Here is a 17,979-nt window from a genome sequence, read left to right on the forward strand (position 1 = left end):
AGAGGCTTTAGCTGAGGGTTCACAGGACGCGGGTTCAATTCCCGCCGCCTCCACTCAATGGCCACTTACCATAATCGGTAAGTGGCCATTTTTTATTGAGTTACAACAAATTGCAACCCAGTTAAAATCTGTTTTTCTGGCCGGTGTTTACAGAAGATGGCGGCGGCAGATGTGCTTAGGCACATGGAAGAGTATTTCAGTGTGGAAATTACTGTAATGATGGACCTCAAAGCTGTGTATCGATGTGGAGATTACGCTTGATTGTATGGTCTCATTTCTGCCCGCTTCTCCTTGATGAATTGTATGTGATGGGGAATGTGGTTCGTCGTCCGTTGAATCAAGGCAGCTAAGGTCATCGGTCCTTCGGCTGAGTGATTTCCATTCCGTAGGAACACTTCGGGCTTCAACCCACGCAAAATCCTCGCAAGATGAGTTCTGACTACCTCGATAAGATCAAGTTCTTCCTCGATCTTGCGGTCGGGGTATTCGAGTCGAGCAGCAAACAGGTCTGGGTCGCCATCGAGCAGCGTCGGATTATCTTCTGCGATCACTCGTTTCATTCGGTCGGCACTCACCAACTCGAAGTCTGCAACGTGGCAAATCACTTGCCGAGTGGACCACTTACCCTGTATGGGAGCGGCATCGATTTGCTGCACGCTCATTCCAGCGATTGCTTCCCGAAGCTTCTTTGGTCCTTTTAGGAATTCGTCAATCAATTCGTTATATTCCATCATCATCTCCAGTTATCTAATGCTCGACGGTAGCGACCCCACAAGAGTAATCGTCATCAATGTACTTGCAGATTGATGTTCCGCCTGTTGCAATATACCAAGAGCCAACCCTGAATCTAAATTTCTGCTCTATTCCCTGACAAGGATAACACATGGCACAATTTCGTTCGATTGCAGTTGCGCAAACCTGCCCGGTAGCAGGCGACGTAGAGGCTAACCTTGACGAACACGTTCAGTTGGCCCGTCTAGCCGCTGCTGAAAAGGCGAAAGTCGTGGTGTTTCCTGAACTGTCCCTTCTTGGTTACGAATTGGGGCGGGCAGGTGAATTAGCATTTTCCAATAATGATGGCCGTTTGGATTCTCTTCTCGACGTGGCCGAGTCACTAGCGATCACGCTTATTGTCGGAGCCTCCATTCGGCTTGGAAAATCACTCTACATAGGTGCGTTCATTCTGTTACCAGATCGAACCACGGAACTTTACACGAAACATCATCTTGGGGCGTTCCCACCGAGTGCTGAGTGCGATAGTCTCGATGGTAGCATCCCGTCTGCTGAAGCGACCGTATTTCAACCGGGAAACCTCAATCCATTGATCCGTCTCCATGACCATAAGGCTGCCTTGGCAATCTGTGCCGACATCGGAACTCCCTCCCATGCTGAAATCGCCGCTGAGCGAGGCGCTGACAGCTACTTGGCGAGCATGTTTGTCATTCCCTCCGAGTTTGACGGCGATGCTGCGAAGCTCAGAAAATATGCATCGCAGCATCGCATGATGACCGCCCTCGCCAACTTTGGCCGCCCTTCTGGTGGTCTTCGTTCAGCAGGTCGCAGTTCAATTTGGTCGGAGGAGGGCGAACTACTTGTCCAATTGGATGCGAAGGGTTCCGGCGTTGCGGTTGTGATCGAAACTCCTGACGGTCGTCACGCTCAATCTATCATGCTCAACGGAAATTGAAAACCTGTGATGATGTCCGCGCTCCTGCTGCCAGGTCCGCCTCAATCGTTCACATGCGACTCAGAACAACGACTCCAACTCGTCCTTCGCAACTTCTCGCACAAACTCGTCGTCATCGTTGAGTATCAGACCAGGCTTTCCTTTCACCCAATCTGAAATCTCGTCCATCAGTCCATCGACATCAGTCCATCGACAACAGTCCCCGAGTATCGACCTCCGTAATTCTTTCCGGAACACCCTAAACGCTATAACCTGTATTTTCGGAGTTACCCTGACTCATCTCATCAAGATTCCCGATAAGTCATTAAAGTCATGATTAACTCAATCGCGTAACTGAAAAATGACGGACCGATGCTTCCAGATACAGGATACAGGACACAGCCTGAACTCTGCACCAACTCTGTTGCGAATCAGCACCATAATCATCTTTTCTCTGTCACAATCTTACTGGCAGTGATGACTTTCCTGTTACTGCTGCTGTTGAATCCCGAATGGGCAATCGGACAGACAGAAGTATCCAAGACAGACTCAACATTGCAAACGCGTCTCTCTCAGGTCCCCTCTTCTTCCATCACTCACGGCTCGATCAGTGGTTCAGAGCCCAACCCCCAGGCCGATCATCTACTCGGTGAACTGTTTGACCAGTTCTCAGATACAAACCGTCTGGATCTGGAACTCTATGGTTACTTCCAGCAGGGAGTCACATTGAACCCCGCTTCTCCTGATGATCGCCTCAATGGCCCCGTCTTGAATAACTACCGTTCGAATGCCTTTCAGCTTAACGGATTGTATCTGGTGGGAGAACGGAAGATCGATGCAGATTCTCCTGATATTCAACTGGGGGGACGTGTCGGCATGCTCTATGGCACCGATGCGGCTTTTGGTCTATCTGATGGATTGGACGCGAACATCGTTTCTGACGATGCCAGTCGATTCAACAAGCTGGCTTTCCCGCAACTTTATGGAAATCTATTCCTGCCCTATGGATCGGGAGTGAGTTTCAAATTCGGAAAATTTTTCTCACCTATCGGAAACGAATGGCTGTATAGCGCCAAGAACTTCTTTTATTCCCACTTCCTGAGCTGGAATCTCCAACCGGGCACTCATACGGGAGTGCTGGCAGAAACGAAGTTTCATGACAATTGGGTCTTCCGTTTCGGCCCTAATTTTGGCTGGAATACCTCAGAGAACAGTAATCACGCCACCAGTTATCTCTCCACGATTCAATGGACCTCGCCAGATAAACATTCGCAAATCTACTTCGCGATCCAGAGTGGAGATCAAAGCACGGTAATTACAACCGCTGACTCAAACGTCGTGAACTACTCGTTAATTGTCAATCAAGATCTGAGACACAACTGGCACTACATGCTGGAGCACGATCTACTGACCAGCCATTCCCGGACGGGAGTCGCCCGCAATAACTTCGAAACTTACTCCCTGGCACAATATCTCTTTTATAAGATGAATGAACAGTACCGATTCGGTATCCGGTTCGAATGGCTGCGGGATGATGATGGTATATTGAAGGGCTTTGATCCAATGGCTCCCTCGGCTCCCGGAAGTTATTACAACCTCACGCTGGGAATGAACTGGTATCCACGTCCATATTTAAGGGTGCGACCTGAAATCCGCTGGGATACTCAAATCCGGGATTCTGCTGCGGATACGCCAGCCTTTGATGACGGTACCTCAACCAGCCAGTTGCTACTGGCCTGCGATATTCTACTGGAATTCTAAGGATCACCTGATTAGCACCTGATAATCTTTCATTCGGGACAGAAGTCAGATCAGAGATTCCCTTGCATCTACACCGGAATATGAGTGACAGGCAATTTGCATCCACTAAATTATCCCATGTCTGACGTGTCTGATTTCGTGTCTGATTTTGCCCCTCGTGACCTTCGTTTTTGGAGCAGGTCAATTCTTGCTGCCCGCTGTTAAGCCAAACAGAAATCATAATATATAGTATCGCCAAGGCTGCTGAACCAATTAAGAGAGTAGATCTCCCTCGTCAGAATTTAATTTCGATTCCATGATTATTTCGACTTCATGGTCTTGATGGTCATCGATTAGAGGAATGAAATCATCCGACAACTCAGCACCATCCAGTGTCATCCGGCAGACTTTTGTATCCGCGATATTGTTGTGGATCGTGATATGATAAAACGTCTCACGAAAACGATAATGAATCTTAAATTCTGTCCATTCGTCCGGCAGGCAAGGCGTGATACGCAGTTTATCCACCTCCAACTCCAGACCCAGTAGCGACTCTACTATCAATCGATACATCCAGCCGGATGAGCCGGTATACCATGTCCATCCACCGCGGCCGGTGTGTGGTTCTACACCGTACACATCCGCGGCAACGACATATGGCTCAACGCGGTAGGTCGAAATTTCCTCCGGTGTCGTGCCATGCAAAACAGGATTGATCAACGAGAACAACTCCCAGGCGCGTTTACTATCGCCCATCGCGGCTGTCGCCATGACAGTCCAGATGGCACTGTGGGTATACTGCCCGCCATTTTCACGCACTCCGGGCACATAACCTTTAATATATCCGGGGTTGAGGTCTGACTTATCGAAGGGGGGATCAAGCAACTGAATCAAGCGGTCATCGCGTCGCACCAGGCGGCGATTCACACTTTCCATTGCGACACTGGTTCGATTTTCCGGGCTGACACCAGAGAGAATTGACCAGCTCTGTGCGATTGCATCGATCTGGCATTCTTCGTTTGAGGACGAACCGAGGGGCATGCCGTCGTCAAAGTAGGCTCGACGATACCACTCACCGTCCCAGCCATGCTCCTCGATATTCCCCCGTAGTCGCCCCGCTTCCAGTGCGTAGCGCTCAGAGAGCGATTCATTACCTTGTTTTAATGCCAATTCGGCAAACTGAGTGAGCACATGAAACAGAAAGAAACCCAGCCACACGCTCTCCCCGCGTCCCTCAGCGCCGACAAGATTCATCCCGTCATTCCAGTCGCCACAGCCCATCAATGGCAGACCATGCTCACCGAACCGCAGTCCGTTATCAATGGCACGAATACCATGTTCAAAGAGTGTACCAGTCTCGTCTGATATTTGTGGCAAATCGTAGTTGGATTCTTCATCATCGCGCAGCGGGCGTGATGTCAGGAAAGGCACACTTTCGTCCAGGATGCCCGTGTCTCCTGTGATACCGACATAGCGGCATATCGCCAGAGGCAGCCATAAATAATCGTCGGAGAAATGAGTTCGTACGCCTCGTCCGACTGGGGGATGCCACCAGTGTTGCACATCTCCTTCGCGAAACTGATGCGCTGCGGCGCGCAGCAGATGCGCTCGCAGTATCTGCGGCTGAGCATACACCAGGGCCATTGCATCCTGCAGTTGATCGCGAAATCCAAACGCGCCTCCCGATTGATAAAATCCGGACCGGGCCCACATGCGGCAGGCCAGCGTTTGATAAACAAGCCAGCCATTGGCCAGGAAATTGACCGACGCATCGGGCGTTTCCAGGTGAATCACCCCCAGCGTCCGACTCCAGTAATCCCATACGCCTTCAATCGCTCGATGCGCACTTTCAACTGTACGATACTGCTGTGCAAGTGCCTTTGCTTCTGCGGCTCCGCCAGCAGCGCCACTGGTGAAAGTAATAATCCGCTCCTGTCCATCCGCTAATTGCAATGGAACCTGGATCGCCGCACAAGGATCATAACCTGCTCCGACGCGACCTGAGAGTCGCACGCGCCGCAAGGCGGACGGATTGTCGAACTTACCATTACGTCCTAAAAACTCATTACGGTCGCCCGTCACAGAACGGTTGGTTTCACTACAATTGAAAAAGGCGACACGGTCACCAAACTCGGGACTATACACGTTACGTGCTAGAATAGCGTCACTCGCTGGATCAATTTCTGTAACGATGTGCATCGATGATTTGCTGCGTGAATCACCCAGAACCAGTTCCCAGTAACCGGAAACGGACAGTTCCCGCGGACGTCCGGAGCGGTTCGTGATTTTCAGCTGACAAAACTTGACGGGCGCATCGGTCGCTACATACACACTCAGTTCTGTTGTCAGGCCGTCTTGCGTGTAATCAAAAATGCTATAGCCGAATCCATGACGTATGACATACGTGTTTTGTCCCCGTTTCGGCAGTGGAGACGGAGACCAGAACTGCCCGGTTTCCTCATCCCGTAAATAAATTGCTTCGCCGCTAATATCAGAGACAGGATCGTTGTGCCACGGAGTCAACCGGAATTCATGGCTGTTTTCAGACCAGGTATAAGCGCTGCCACCTTCCGAAACGACGGTGCCCAACTGTGAATTGGCAATCACATTAACCCACGGGGCCGGTGTCGTCTGACCAGCAGCCAGAATGGTTATATATTCGTGTCCATCCTGACTGAAGCCACCCAGTCCGTTAAAAAATGCCAGGTCATATTGAGGGGGATTATCTGGAAGAGGTTGCGTCTTCAGGACACGACTTGGAATCAGAGACGGAATGGAAACCTCCGTTCGCCCGAACCGCTCTGTCTGTTCCTGCAAAGTTCCTGCGTCATCTAATAATACAATGCGTGCCACAGTCTGCAATAAGATACGGTCTTCCTCTGACATCTGTTCGCCCCGACGAATGAAGATGCCGCCGGGTCTGTCAATGAGTACTCCTTCCGAACTGGCGGCAACCAGATCGGCGATCTCGTCTTGCAATGTTTGTCGATAAACCGAATCGTCTTCGTTCCAGATGACCAGGTCGACAGCAAGCCCCTTCAATCGCCAGTAGGCATGTGCCTGTACCGCCTGCTTTACAAGCCCGATACGTTCATGGTCGCGAATACGAACCAATACGATAGGCAGGTCACCTGAGATACCGTAACCCCACAGCCCCGATTGTCCTTGTCGATTGAGACTGAGAAGACTGGTTTGGGCACGCCTGAGAGACGATGCATAAATGATCGAGCTGGCCAGTCGGCCATAAATCTGCGCATCCATTTCAGAAGCGCTCAGCTGCTGCAACAGGATATGGCCGTGAGTCCAGGCAAGGTCAAATACACGATCAGCCAGGCTGTGATCACTATACTTTTCAGACAGCGCTTCGACGCCTGTCCGCGACTCAGAGACCCCAGTTACGATATCAATACAGACGGCTTCGTTTGGTAAACACAGTACCGTCTGGCGAATACTAACGACCGGATCGAGAACCGGTCCGGCTGTGTTCGAAAGTGGAGCAAAGTTATCGAAGACAACAGGAGATGCAAGTGTCCGCTGGCGGCCGATGAACTGCATCCGGTCTGTTTCATAAGACGGCGTCCCAATCGTGGCTCCCCTGACGGTCATCATATGCGTCATCCATGGCGGTTGCTCCTCGGCAGAGCGTGGACGACGCGTACAGTAAATCGCCTTGTGGTTGTGGACCAGTTCTGTCTGCACAAACAGGTTGCTGAAGGCAGGATGTGCCTCATCCTGAGGTTGTACTGCTAACACGACTTCTGCATAACTGGTCACTTCAATCGTGCGCGACGTCTCGGATCGATTCGTCAGTGTCACACGACGCAGTTCGATGTCATCCTCTGGGGAAACACTGATTTGAGTATACGTTTCGATCCCCGCATCAGAACGTCGGAACTCAGCCCGTGCCTGTGTGAAGATCGCTTCATAACCTTTCGTTGGACTGGTCGTCGGCTGCCAGGCATTAGACCACATCATTCCGCTATCGACATCGCGGAGGTAACAGAAGCTGCCATAGTTATCTCGAGTCGCATCTTCACGCCAGCGTGTCACAGCCAAATCATGCCATCTGCTGTAACCTCCCCCTGCACTCGTTACAACAACATGATAATTACCGTTAGAGAGTAAATGTGCTTCCACTACAGCACTGTCAGGATTGGTGATCACACGCATGCTTCCCGTTTCTTCGGGTGAAGCAAGTTTTGTGGCCCGCGTTTCACTTTCGTGTGGAAGTACCGGCGCTGTTGCCCGAGGAACCCGTTCCTGCAAGAGCAGATCTGCTGCCCGTAACATGGGATCAGCCAGAAAGCGGCGCTGCATCGGTTTATCAAGCAGCACGTATGCCAGTGCGAGCAGGCTCATCCCTTCATGATGTGCCATGAACTGTTTCACCGTCACACTTTCTGTGCCGGGGGGCAACCGCGATGGAGTATAGTCCACTGCCTCATAGAAGCCGCAGGTACCCAGCTGACCATCTAACGCCAGATGCTGAAGATTCTCGCAGGCTGCCTTCGCTTCGACCATCAAGGCCAGCACACTGGCATACGGCGCAATAACCAGATCTTCACCCAACCCCCGTTTCAGCCCCAACCCGGGTACACCAAACGCCCGATACTGATAAACTCGGTGTTGATCTAACGTATTATAACCGGACTCAGAAATTCCCCACGGGACTCGATATTGCCGACCATATTCGATTTGTCGTCGAACGACAGCGTGATAGGTACGATCGAGCAACGTATTCTCGTAATTGGGCATGACTAGCAATGGCATCAGGTATTCAAACATGGAACCGCTCCAGCTCAGAAGCGCCGGCAGACTTCCCGCGCTGGTCAGCAGGCGGCCCAATGCGAACCAGTGCTCCTGGCCGAATTGTCCCTGAGCGATGAGGATAAAGCTGGCCAGACGCGCTTCAGAGGCAAGCAGGTCATAGAAACTGGCATCAAGTCGCCGCTCGCTGACGTTATAGCCAATCGCAAATAAATCACGTGATAAGTCATACAATAACCCGAAATCCATATCGGCCAGGTCACGGCTCTGTACTGCCAGTTCCTCAAACGCCCTGATTCTGGCTGCTGAACGCTCTGCGGCAATACTAAACGTGGCTCCTAACTGTACCAGCCATTCATTTGTCTCAGCATTCGCGATCTTTATGGCCTCCTGAATCAGTGGCAGCACGGTTGCTTGCAGTTTTGCTACGTCTCGTAAGCCTGTCGCGTTATCTAAATGCCTGAGTGCTACAGATAACCGATTCAGTTCCCCACTTTGGTGATCGGAACGGGAGTCTCCCCATTCCACAGGTGCATCAGGTAGAGTGAGCCAAACTGCCAGATGCAACAGATCAGCCCGGTGCTCCTTACAGGATCGCTCATAAGCACGCGCCCACCACATGAGTTCCACATCGCAGTCTGCTACCGCTGTCAGTTCAGCGGCTTCCACTGCCAGTTGAGCCAGCAGGACATTCGCAGCCTGCAAAGAGACCGGAGCGCGATTCAACACTTCGATCTGTCGTTCAATTCTACGACGAAAGTCGGCGTCAATCAGCATCCCATCGATACTATGAGCCACATCCAATAAGACCCGCAGCGTATCGCGCAAGCCTGCAAACATGCGTTTGGGCATGAGACTCGCTTCACTCAGTTCCCGAAACCCGCTACTGAGGACCAGTAAATTTGCTGCTAAATTGCCACTGTCAACCATGGAAACATATTGCGGATGCAATGGTGCAAGCGTTCGCGTGTCATACCAGTTGAAGAAGTGTCCTCGATGTCGTTCCAGTTGATCAAGTGTCTTATAGGTCTTGCGAGTACGTTTTAGTAACTGAGAGGCAGAGCAATAGCCGAAGTCGTAAGCTGCCAGATCAGACAGCAATGCCATGCCGATATTAGTCGGGCTGGTACGTGTAGCGATCTCCAGATTGGGATTCTGTTGAATATTGTCAGGTGGTAGCCAGTTATCCTCTTCCGTTACGTACTCCTCAAAGAATCGCCAGGTCATTCTTGATAACTTTTCCAGAAAATGATGTTGCGATTCTGAAAATTGGATTCCTCGTCTGATAATCGGTCGGCTGAGCCACCAGGCAATACATGGCGAAACAAACCATACCACGAGCCAGGGCGCTGCCCAGGAGAGTACCTCTGGTGTGCTTGAATAAAGAATAAAGGAGGCGATGATGGCTAACCCGGGTGCCAGTATCATCTGATAAAGGGTACCACTCAAACTGCCATTGCTTCCACGTTCCGAATCGCTGGCCGTTTTCCATTCGAGCAGTCGTCGCTTTGTCCAGCACATACGGACCAGTGTGCGGATAATTGCATCGCAGCAGATATACGATTCATAAGGTAAAAAGACGAATGACAGGATGTTCTGGCCCAGCGGTCGACCTGTTGCCTGCAGAGTCTCGCGCACATGCATGCGAAACGGTACATCAATCGGCTTCTGAAACAGGCTTGTCAGCGTGTCCAGAATCGTAGGCAGCAATACAATACAACCTAAAAACAACAATGTGTTTACGACCATCGTCGGTAAAAGAAACCAGGTAATGAGTAATAAACTCAATATGGCCAGCGAAACCAGGCTGCGACGCAGATTATCAAAGATCTTCCACCAGGAAAGTGCCGAGATCGGATTCCGTACAGTCTGGCCAGTACGATTTCGAACCCATGGAAAGAGCCAGCCGGCAATCTGCCAGTCTCCTCGAATCCAACGATGGCGGCGTCCAATATCTGCCAGATAGCGCGAGGGATACTCTTCATACAAAGTCACATCGCTGACCAGCGCGGAACGACAGTAGGCTCCCTCAATCAAATCATGACTCAGGATGGCATTTTCGGGAAAGTTGCTGCAACACAGTTCAAAGGAATCAACATCGTAAATGCCTTTCCCGATAAATGAGCCCTCATCAAACAGATCCTGATACACATCCGATACAACCCGCGTGTAGGGGTCGATTCCAGGATCGCCTGCATAGAGCTGCACGAAGCGTGACTGCTGCGCGCTATTCAGACTCACCCCAACCCGTGGTTGAAGAATCGTATGCCCTTCGACCACACGCGATTTTTGTGCATCAAATACAGGACGATTCAGCCGATGTGCGAGCGTGCCTACCATTAGCCTTGCTGCATCGCGCGGCAATTGTGTATCTGTGTCGAGCGTGATGACGTATCGCACGGATTGCAGAATCCCAATCTCGCCGACGACTTCAGAAAAACGGTCTTGTCCGCCGCGGAGTGTTGCATTCAGGTCAGCCAGTTTTCCGCGTTTGCGTTCGTGCCCCATCCAAACGCCTTCCTGGGCATTCCACTTGCGCGAACGGTGAAAGAGATAAAATATATCGGAACGATCATGGGAATATCTCTGATTAAGGAGTTCAATCCCATCTCGCATCAGACTCACGAGCTGCGCATCTTCGGGTAGCGTCTCTGAGTCGGCATCAACCAGGTCTGTGATTAATGCAAAATGTAAACAGGGATCTCGATTGGCCAGATACCGTACTTCCAGTCCATCCAGTAAATGCTCAATCCCGGCGGCACTCGACAGCATCGTGGGTACGGCCACCAGCGTGCGGTGCTCGGAAGGTATTCCCTGTTCGTAATCCATGCGTGGCAACGATTGTGGTCGAAACAGTTGCATCGACAACCAGTTGACAATCCCCATTCCTAAATGCGAGGTACAGATCAGAACCGGTATCGCCAGTAGCAGAAGCCCCTGCCAACTCACACTGGATTGGTACGCCGCAGATAAGAAGAATAACGTTGCTGCAAGAGTGATCAACGTCATTGTTGACAGGTAACAGATCAGTGGAAATCGGCGGCGTAACTTGTCCAGCATGACGGCAGGAGTAAGACGCATTTCGACTAAACACTCTAAAACCGGGCGACCGTGGCCGATCAGATAATATCCGACATGGGCTGCACGGTCTTCGGGTTTTTCTTGGACATGATTCTCAGCCAACTGCACCGCTTTGAGTGCCACATCATACTCTGTAAGCTGGCTACGTCGCGCAATGCCTTCGACGGCTCGCCGATAACGATCTCGTGTTGCAAAATCCATCTGTGCATAGATGTGAGAGGGGTCCCCCGCCAGCGTTCGTTCCACCAGACTGTGTTTTTCAATAAAACGCCGCCAGTCGTTAGAATTCAAAAAGCGTAGGCTGTTGATACTGTTTCCAATCGAAACCTGATCCACTGCCTGGGCCTGACCTTCAGTGTGCACGACCTGTTCGATCGTCAGAACCTGATCGGCCAGGCGATGTTCGAGCCAGCTGTTCGCAAAGGCAAAGTTTGGATTTTGGCCTTGTAGATGACGAGTCAGCTCTGACAGGAACGCCCCAGAGAGAGACGGCGTGGTGCGTGCCATATCTGCTAAAACCAGGATCAAGTCCGTCGGTTTCTGCTCTACAATGTTCACCATGCGGTCCGCCCAGTCGTTTGCCAGATCACGATCGCGTCTTGCAACAGCGATTCGAGCAGCAACACGACGCAGATTTTCAATCAGCGCCAGTCGCAACATCAGCGGTAATGCCCATAATTCGCCAAGCTTGAGTGTCTCGACTGATTGATACGAGGCAATAAAGCTATCCAGACTGTCGGCATCAATTCGACCATCTACATGGGAGATGAGTTCGAGGGCAATATCATAAACGCGAGGAAAGCTCGCGGTTGCATCATTCGCCAGACGTGGAAGTTCGCGGCTGTAAGAGGGCGGCAGCAGACGCCGGATGGCTCGGATCTGCTCTTCTACCAGATAGAAGTTGTCCAGCAGCCATTCTGCCGCTGGTTCGATCCGGCGATTTTGATCGGCGGCTGCAGTCACCAGATCGTAAGTCTCATTTAAAACACGCTGGTTATCATCGAGCCGTGGTAACAGTTCGTCACGCGCCCGACCAGATGCCAGTTTATGCGATGCAGCTATGACTTTTGCGTGTCGTTCGAGCTGATCAATGCTAAAGAGTTCGGCGCGAAGCGGCGCTTCATCTATGGGCCTGATAAGCGAAGGTTCCTGATGGCGAAGCGGTCGGAAAGTAATCAGACGGAACAGCTTTTGCCAGATATCTGGAACATACATTAAGCCTCCTAATGCCCAGCTCCATCTCCTGGAGGATGGGGGATTCGATCAATTATAGAACGATCCAAGGCAATTAGCAATCAGGTGCCGTTTCTGCTTATGAAAGCTGCCCACAAAAAAGAGTGTGTCACTACGAAACACCACGTCACAATTCCCGGAGAGATGCCTGTCACATATTTCCACTGACTGAAGACGCATCTGAATAACTTAATCAAGTATTCCATCCCAAAAATAAAGCTGCCCTTGCTCTACTTTCACCGCTTTGACTTCACCATCCTGCGACACGATCATACCGCTGGCTCCTTCGCACTTATGACAGAATGAAAAGACGGACTGATGCCGTAAGCCCCATTGATCACACAAATACGTTCGACCGGAAGATGCATCTTCCACTTTAGAACCTGGAGGCAGTAAAATGAGAAACCGCACGCCAAAGCCTTGAATCCGGAGATGTTGATCCAGCAGAACGGCACCATCTACAGCTGACAGAAGACTGATCTGACTGATTCCTCGAATCAATTGCTGGCTTCCCCGGCGGAGCGCGAGTTCCGCCTGACTCTATTCTGTTTCAGCGAATGAATCTACATTCAAGTTTACCTCACGCGACCTGCCATCAAGGATCTTGTAAGTGACAATCTTACCGAACAAACCAGTATGCTCAGATACAGTGTAGGTAATATGAGTAAGTTGCTCGTTGAATGGCACCGGAACGATGACAACACTCCCCCCGTGTTATCTTAAGCGAATACGTTCAAATATGGCCAGAATAGAATTCGTATAAATATTCAGCAAGGAGAATTGTGGATCAGAAACATTTTGCCAGCGTGTTTTAATCCCCTCCAGCAAATCGCTGGAAAAAGCACATTCAATCATGCAACCTTTCTGTCAGAACCAGCCCGACTACCATCGTCATACCAGGCCAGGCCTCTCAGACCCCGCCTGAATGTTAACTTATCACCAGTGAATGCAACACAATTATTATTTCTTCGCAATGATCCACACTGCATGGACTAAACCCGGGACATATCCACATAGCGTGAGGAGGATGTTTAACCAGAAATGCATTCCGAATCCAACCTGAAGCAGAACTCCAACAGGCGGCAGAATGATCGCCAAAATGATACGCAATATATCGGCTATGGTGGATTTTGAAGACATCGTCTCAGTCCTTGCTGGCTACATTTTACAGAGCAATTGATGTGGTTAAGCAATGGGGAGCTTTATTAAAATCGAGAAAGGCCGCTGGATCTACCGCAACCATTTTGATGTGCGTTAGATTCGTACGTCTGTGCCGTTCTCTCTATTCTATTCAGAATTTTTCGACTGCCAGTGAGTTAACTCATCTGTAAGTGTTTTCAGTTCTATCTCAAGCTTATCTATAGCATCGGCGGAAAGATCGCTCAATTTCTTCGTGTCCTCTATTGTTTTAGCTGTCTTTATCGCTGCATGCGCATCAAAATTAGCACACAGGCCTTTTAAGCTATGAGCAGCACGAACCATTTCATCGAGATCACCATTTTGGACTCTCAGGCGAATCTCTTCTAATAAGCCTAAAGAGTCTTCAAGAAAATAGTTAACCATATCATTGAGTATCTTTACATCGTCTCCAATGCGTGTGAGTGCCGCTTGCATATCGATGACTGGGCGTTCGATGACAGAATCTCTGTGATTTGTCGTTTGCTGCTCTGCCTGTGACGAATGCTGGTCGTCTTTTGCCGACGAATCGGAACTGTGCTTGTCGCGGGGAACACGGTTTGGTGCGGATTCGTTTGCGTGACGTTCCACAAGACCGATCAACTTCTTGGCATCAATTGGTTTTGCGATGTAATCATCCATCCCAGACTTAAGGCATTTATCACGGTCACCACGCATCGCGTATGCCGTCATCGCAATGATGGGGATATGATCTTTCGATTCTGCTTCCTGTTCGCGAATCAATGCGGTCGCTTGTAAGCCGTCCATTGTTGGCATTTGCACATCCATCAGCATAACGTCAAACGAATCGCTACGAAGACGCTCAATCGCTTCACGACCGTTGTTCGCAATGACTATGTTGTGCCCTCGTTTATTGAGGATTGCTGTAATTACTTTCTGGTTGGCGGGGGTGTCTTCAGCTACCAAGATATTGAGAGACTGCGTTGTCTCTTCGATTTTTATAGCACGATCTTGTTCTAATAGGGGTCCCTTGAGAGCTGTCATGATTGCATCTAGCAAATCAGATTGCGAAACCGGTTTTTCCAGAAAAGCAGAGATGCCAAACCCTTCACAACGATCATTAAATATTTGACGGTCAGCAGAAGAAAGCATGAGAATTGTTGCGGCTTCGAGCAGTCCTTCTTTCTGAGCACGTTCCAACAGCATGAAACCATCTGTTTTTGGCATTAATGCATCGACAATGACCAGCGGATATGCTTTTTCCTCTTTTTTAATCTCAGTAAGTTGTTCTAATGCTCGTTCAGCAGAGGAGACAGAAGTGGGAGACATTGACCAGTTACTCAACATCTCTTCTAGAATCACGCGATTTGTCTGGTTATCATCCACAACAAGCACGGGGAGACCACGTAACTCGTCTATGGTGGCTCGGTCTCGCTTTGCATTCATCTCATCTGGCTCTGCAACGGTCAGACCGATATTAAAGCGAAACTGGCTTCCACGTCCCAACTCACTTTTAAGGGATAGTTGTCCGTCCATTAGTTCAACTATTTCCTGGCAAATCGCCAGTCCCAAACCTGTACCGGAATATTGTCGCGTCGTTGACGCATCCGCTTGTGCGAATGGAGAAAAAATGCGTACCTGATCTTCTGGAGCAATACCGATGCCTGTATCGGACACACTGATCTCAAGTTTGACTGCCTCACCAGACGGGATTGCCTATTTCGGCTCAGATTTACCGGCCATTATGAACGAAGGGATGGACCGCTACATCAACGATTTTCAAGTCAAATTGAACATGGATCTTTTGCAAACCCCTACTCTTTTCGAGAGGATTGAGCAGCACGGATTCTTGTCTGATGCGGTAGTGAATTTCATGTGGTACCGGGGAACTGTTGAGCATCCGACCACGACACCTACACTTCTAAAGCTAACACCTAGCGTGTCTCTTGCAAGCCAGATGCGTGGCCCTCACAACATGTTTCTTGGCGATTTTGTTTCCACTCCAGTTTATGGTACTCCTCTCAATGCCCGTGGTGGATTATTGCGTCGTTTCGGATTTCATGATGAAGCCACTGCAGACTACCTCCTGGCACTGGCAGAGCAGAACGCCCTGCCAGATTTCACCTTGGCCTATTTTCCTAACAACGATTTCGACAGCCATGCGAAAGGTCCAGAAAACGCGGTTCCAACTCTGCAAGCCTTTGACAAGCATTTAGGACAATTATTTGAGGCACAAGGGGGCATCGATCAAATGCTTGATGAGTTTGCTATTTTGATTACGGGAGACCATTCTCAAAGTGACCTGGATGAAAACCCAGCCGTTGATTTAAATGAGGTGCTCAAGAATTTCCCGTTAGTTGAAGCGGGTAACACATGGGGAGACTCTGAGGCTATGAAGGTTTGCCCGAATATGCGATCGGCTCAAATTTACATGCGACCAGAACTTTGGGCACGCCGCAGTGAAGTGATTGACTGCCTGCTGCAGTGCGATGATATTGATCAAGTCATTTGGTCTGACCATGAAAGCGGATTGAATGACTCAAAACAAGCTGCATTTCATGTCCATACCCAAGATCGAGGTCGTTTGGTATTTCAACCCGCCCTCGAAAAAAAGGGAAACGCCGTCGATTGCTATGGAACACCCTGGGTCTGGAAGGGAGACTTAGCTACAGTCAATGCTAAGGTTTCTTCAAATGGGGAAATTCAATATGAGGATTATCCAAACGCATTCGAACGCATTGCGACAAGTTTCTCTGAGAATACCGGAAACCTTTGGGTTACAGTACGCCTTGGAAAGGAATTCTCTCTCCCGAAAATGAAATGTAATCAAGCGGGATCGCATGGTTCTCTACACCGCTTAGATTCGACGGCACCCTTAATAACAGCTGGATTGCCTCATCAGTTCGAACTTCCCAATGCTCTACGAATAATCGACATTGCCCCCATTTGCCTTCAACTCCTTGGCCTCGATCCTCCCCGGTCTCCAGGAATCAGTGCGATTATGAATTCATTGAATTGCGCGTCGTGATTTTTATTTTCAATTTGAAGATTTTAGCCTGACAGGATTCGCGAAACCGGCTGGAGATACTTGAAGTGGTCACATGAAATTTTAACGATTCCAATCAGGGGAACTGCCAGGAGAATACCAGCAATACCCCATGCCCATCCCCAAAAAACAATACAGATAAAGACTAATGCTGGGTTAAGTTTCATTGATCGACCTAGAATCATCGGTGTGATCACATTACCTTCTAAAGCGTTCATGAACACATAGATCAAAGGGCCAATAGCAGCTTCTGCTGGAGTGGGAAGATATACGACACCAATTAAAAACGTGACGGCTGCACCAACAAAGGGCCCTACAAAAGGAATAAAGTTAAGCGTCGCTGCCATAATTCCCAGCAGGAATGGATCGGGAAGTCCTAAAAAAGCTAGTACCGTTCCAATGACAATGCCTAGCCCGATGTTGATTACCGTAATTGTCAGAAGGTAACGTGAAATCCCCTGTTCCACGTTTCGGATCATGGTAATGAAGCCGCGCTTATCTTTCACTGTGGAGATCAATTCTACTACAGAATTCAAGATACGATGCCCCATAGCTAAGAGCAGATAAACCAGCACAACAGTGATTGTTGCCCCCGCCAGAAAGTTTAGAGTAGAGCTCAATAGATAGCTCGTTACTGCAGGCTGTTGAACGGCAACTTTCACGACATCATCTTTTTCTGATCCCGAGGCGATTTTCGAAACTTGTTCTGAAGCCTCATCAATCTTATCAACCGGATCGGTTAAGAATCGCAACTTTTGTTCTGCTTTGCGGAACGTGGTCGGTGCATCGGCAACCCAATCTGAAATAGGGTCCGCTAGAAAATAACTGGCCAGTCCAACGGTACTCCCCAGCGTCATTACTACAATTCCAGCTGCAATTGACTCTGTAATGATTCGAAAGCGACATAAGATACGGACTAAAGGAGCCAGCAAAAAAAACAAGACCAAAGCGAGTGCCATCGGTATCAGGATCGCTCGTGCAAAGTACAGTGCATGCACAACCCCTAATATGGCAAGAATTATCAGTGAAAAATGCCCATAGGAGCTCACTTCGATTTTCTCGGCAAGCCTGTTTTCATCTCGAACACCTTGGATTGATTTCGGACTGTTGAATGAATTCAGGTCTTGTTCAGAGTCAGTATTGTTGACAGTGCTGTTCTTTTCACCGCCATGAATTTTTTGTCGAGATAAATTGGGCCTGGGCACTGGTAAGTCTCCGTTGTATTAATCATCCATTTAAGCCAGAAGCCAGATGATTGTAAACACCGGTCAGAAAACGTAGCGCCTACCGGTCGAAAAACGTAGCGCTG

The 17,979-nt window shown here is 49.6% G+C and carries 10 protein-coding genes; 4 read left to right on the forward strand and 6 right to left on the reverse strand.

The genetic code is table 11. The features are described 5' to 3' along the window. Positions 1 to 217 (forward strand): hypothetical protein (locus tag AAC022_RS26395; RefSeq protein ID WP_339736181.1); only part of this gene is annotated, 217 nt, incomplete at its 5' end. 34 nt (positions 218 to 251) lie between these two features. Here the strand turns inward: AAC022_RS26395 and AAC022_RS26400 are convergent. Then, entirely contained in the window at positions 252 to 737 is a 486-nt protein-coding gene (locus AAC022_RS26400; RefSeq protein WP_339736183.1) for a DinB family protein, read from the reverse strand. A 146-nt stretch (positions 738 to 883) separates the two neighbouring features. On the opposite strand from AAC022_RS26400, the gene AAC022_RS26405 reads away from it, so the two are divergent. Together AAC022_RS26405 and AAC022_RS26410 are read left to right on the forward strand one after the other, a co-directional pair. Further along, positions 884 to 1,687, forward strand: a complete 804-nt coding sequence (locus AAC022_RS26405) for a carbon-nitrogen hydrolase family protein (protein WP_339736185.1) — start codon at positions 884 to 886, stop codon at positions 1,685 to 1,687. A gap of 351 nt (positions 1,688 to 2,038) precedes the next feature. Continuing rightward, the gene (locus AAC022_RS26410) at positions 2,039 to 3,427 is read left to right on the forward strand and encodes an outer membrane beta-barrel protein (protein WP_339736187.1); all 1,389 of its coding nucleotides are present in this window, start codon (positions 2,039 to 2,041) and stop codon (positions 3,425 to 3,427) included. A 252-nt stretch (positions 3,428 to 3,679) separates the two neighbouring features. Here AAC022_RS26410 and AAC022_RS26415 read toward each other — a convergent pair whose 3' ends face one another. The 4 genes from AAC022_RS26415 to AAC022_RS26430 form a co-directional block, all read right to left on the reverse strand. Continuing rightward, positions 3,680 to 12,469, reverse strand: a complete 8,790-nt coding sequence (locus AAC022_RS26415) for a glucoamylase family protein (RefSeq protein WP_339736189.1) — start codon at positions 12,467 to 12,469, stop codon at positions 3,680 to 3,682. A gap of 207 nt (positions 12,470 to 12,676) precedes the next feature. After that, positions 12,677 to 12,988: a hypothetical protein gene (locus AAC022_RS26420; RefSeq protein ID WP_339736191.1), complete on the reverse strand. Its 312-nt coding sequence runs from the start codon at positions 12,986 to 12,988 to the stop codon at positions 12,677 to 12,679. A 459-nt stretch (positions 12,989 to 13,447) separates the two neighbouring features. Continuing rightward, positions 13,448 to 13,627 (reverse strand): YqaE/Pmp3 family membrane protein, encoded by a 180-nt coding sequence (locus tag AAC022_RS26425; protein WP_339736193.1) that lies wholly within the window; start codon positions 13,625 to 13,627, stop codon positions 13,448 to 13,450. Positions 13,628 to 13,774: 147 nt separating this feature from the next. Further along, positions 13,775 to 15,301, reverse strand: a complete 1,527-nt coding sequence (locus AAC022_RS26430; RefSeq protein WP_339736195.1) for a response regulator — start codon at positions 15,299 to 15,301, stop codon at positions 13,775 to 13,777. On the opposite strand from AAC022_RS26430, the gene AAC022_RS26435 reads away from it, so the two are divergent. Then, positions 15,285 to 16,652 (forward strand): alkaline phosphatase family protein, encoded by a 1,368-nt coding sequence (locus AAC022_RS26435; protein ID WP_339736197.1) that lies wholly within the window; start codon positions 15,285 to 15,287, stop codon positions 16,650 to 16,652. The two genes, AAC022_RS26430 and AAC022_RS26435, sit on opposite strands and share 17 nt — an antisense overlap. 23 nt (positions 16,653 to 16,675) lie before the next feature. Here the strand turns inward: AAC022_RS26435 and AAC022_RS26440 are convergent, their stop codons facing one another. Then, the gene (locus AAC022_RS26440) at positions 16,676 to 17,875 is read right to left on the reverse strand and encodes an AI-2E family transporter (protein WP_339736199.1); all 1,200 of its coding nucleotides are present in this window, start codon (positions 17,873 to 17,875) and stop codon (positions 16,676 to 16,678) included. Positions 17,876 to 17,979: the final 104 nt, after the last annotated feature.

Source organism: uncultured Gimesia sp., from assembly GCF_963976445.1.
Taxonomy (GTDB): domain Bacteria; phylum Planctomycetota; class Planctomycetia; order Planctomycetales; family Planctomycetaceae; genus Gimesia.

Bases quoted from the DNA above. Each gene is read 5' to 3' on its own strand.
- AAC022_RS26415 (WP_339736189.1), bottom strand. From the start codon at position 12,469: ATGTATGTTCCAGATATCTGGCAAAAGCTGTTCCGTCTGATTACTTTC.
- AAC022_RS26435 (WP_339736197.1), top strand. From the start codon at position 15,285: ATGCCTGTATCGGACACACTGATCTCAAGTTTGACTGCCTCACCAGAC.
- AAC022_RS26400 (WP_339736183.1), bottom strand. From the start codon at position 737: ATGATGATGGAATATAACGAATTGATTGACGAATTCCTAAAAGGACCA.
- AAC022_RS26405 (WP_339736185.1), top strand. From the start codon at position 884: ATGGCACAATTTCGTTCGATTGCAGTTGCGCAAACCTGCCCGGTAGCA.
- AAC022_RS26425 (WP_339736193.1), bottom strand. From the start codon at position 13,627: ATGTCTTCAAAATCCACCATAGCCGATATATTGCGTATCATTTTGGCG.
- AAC022_RS26410 (WP_339736187.1), top strand. From the start codon at position 2,039: ATGCTTCCAGATACAGGATACAGGACACAGCCTGAACTCTGCACCAAC.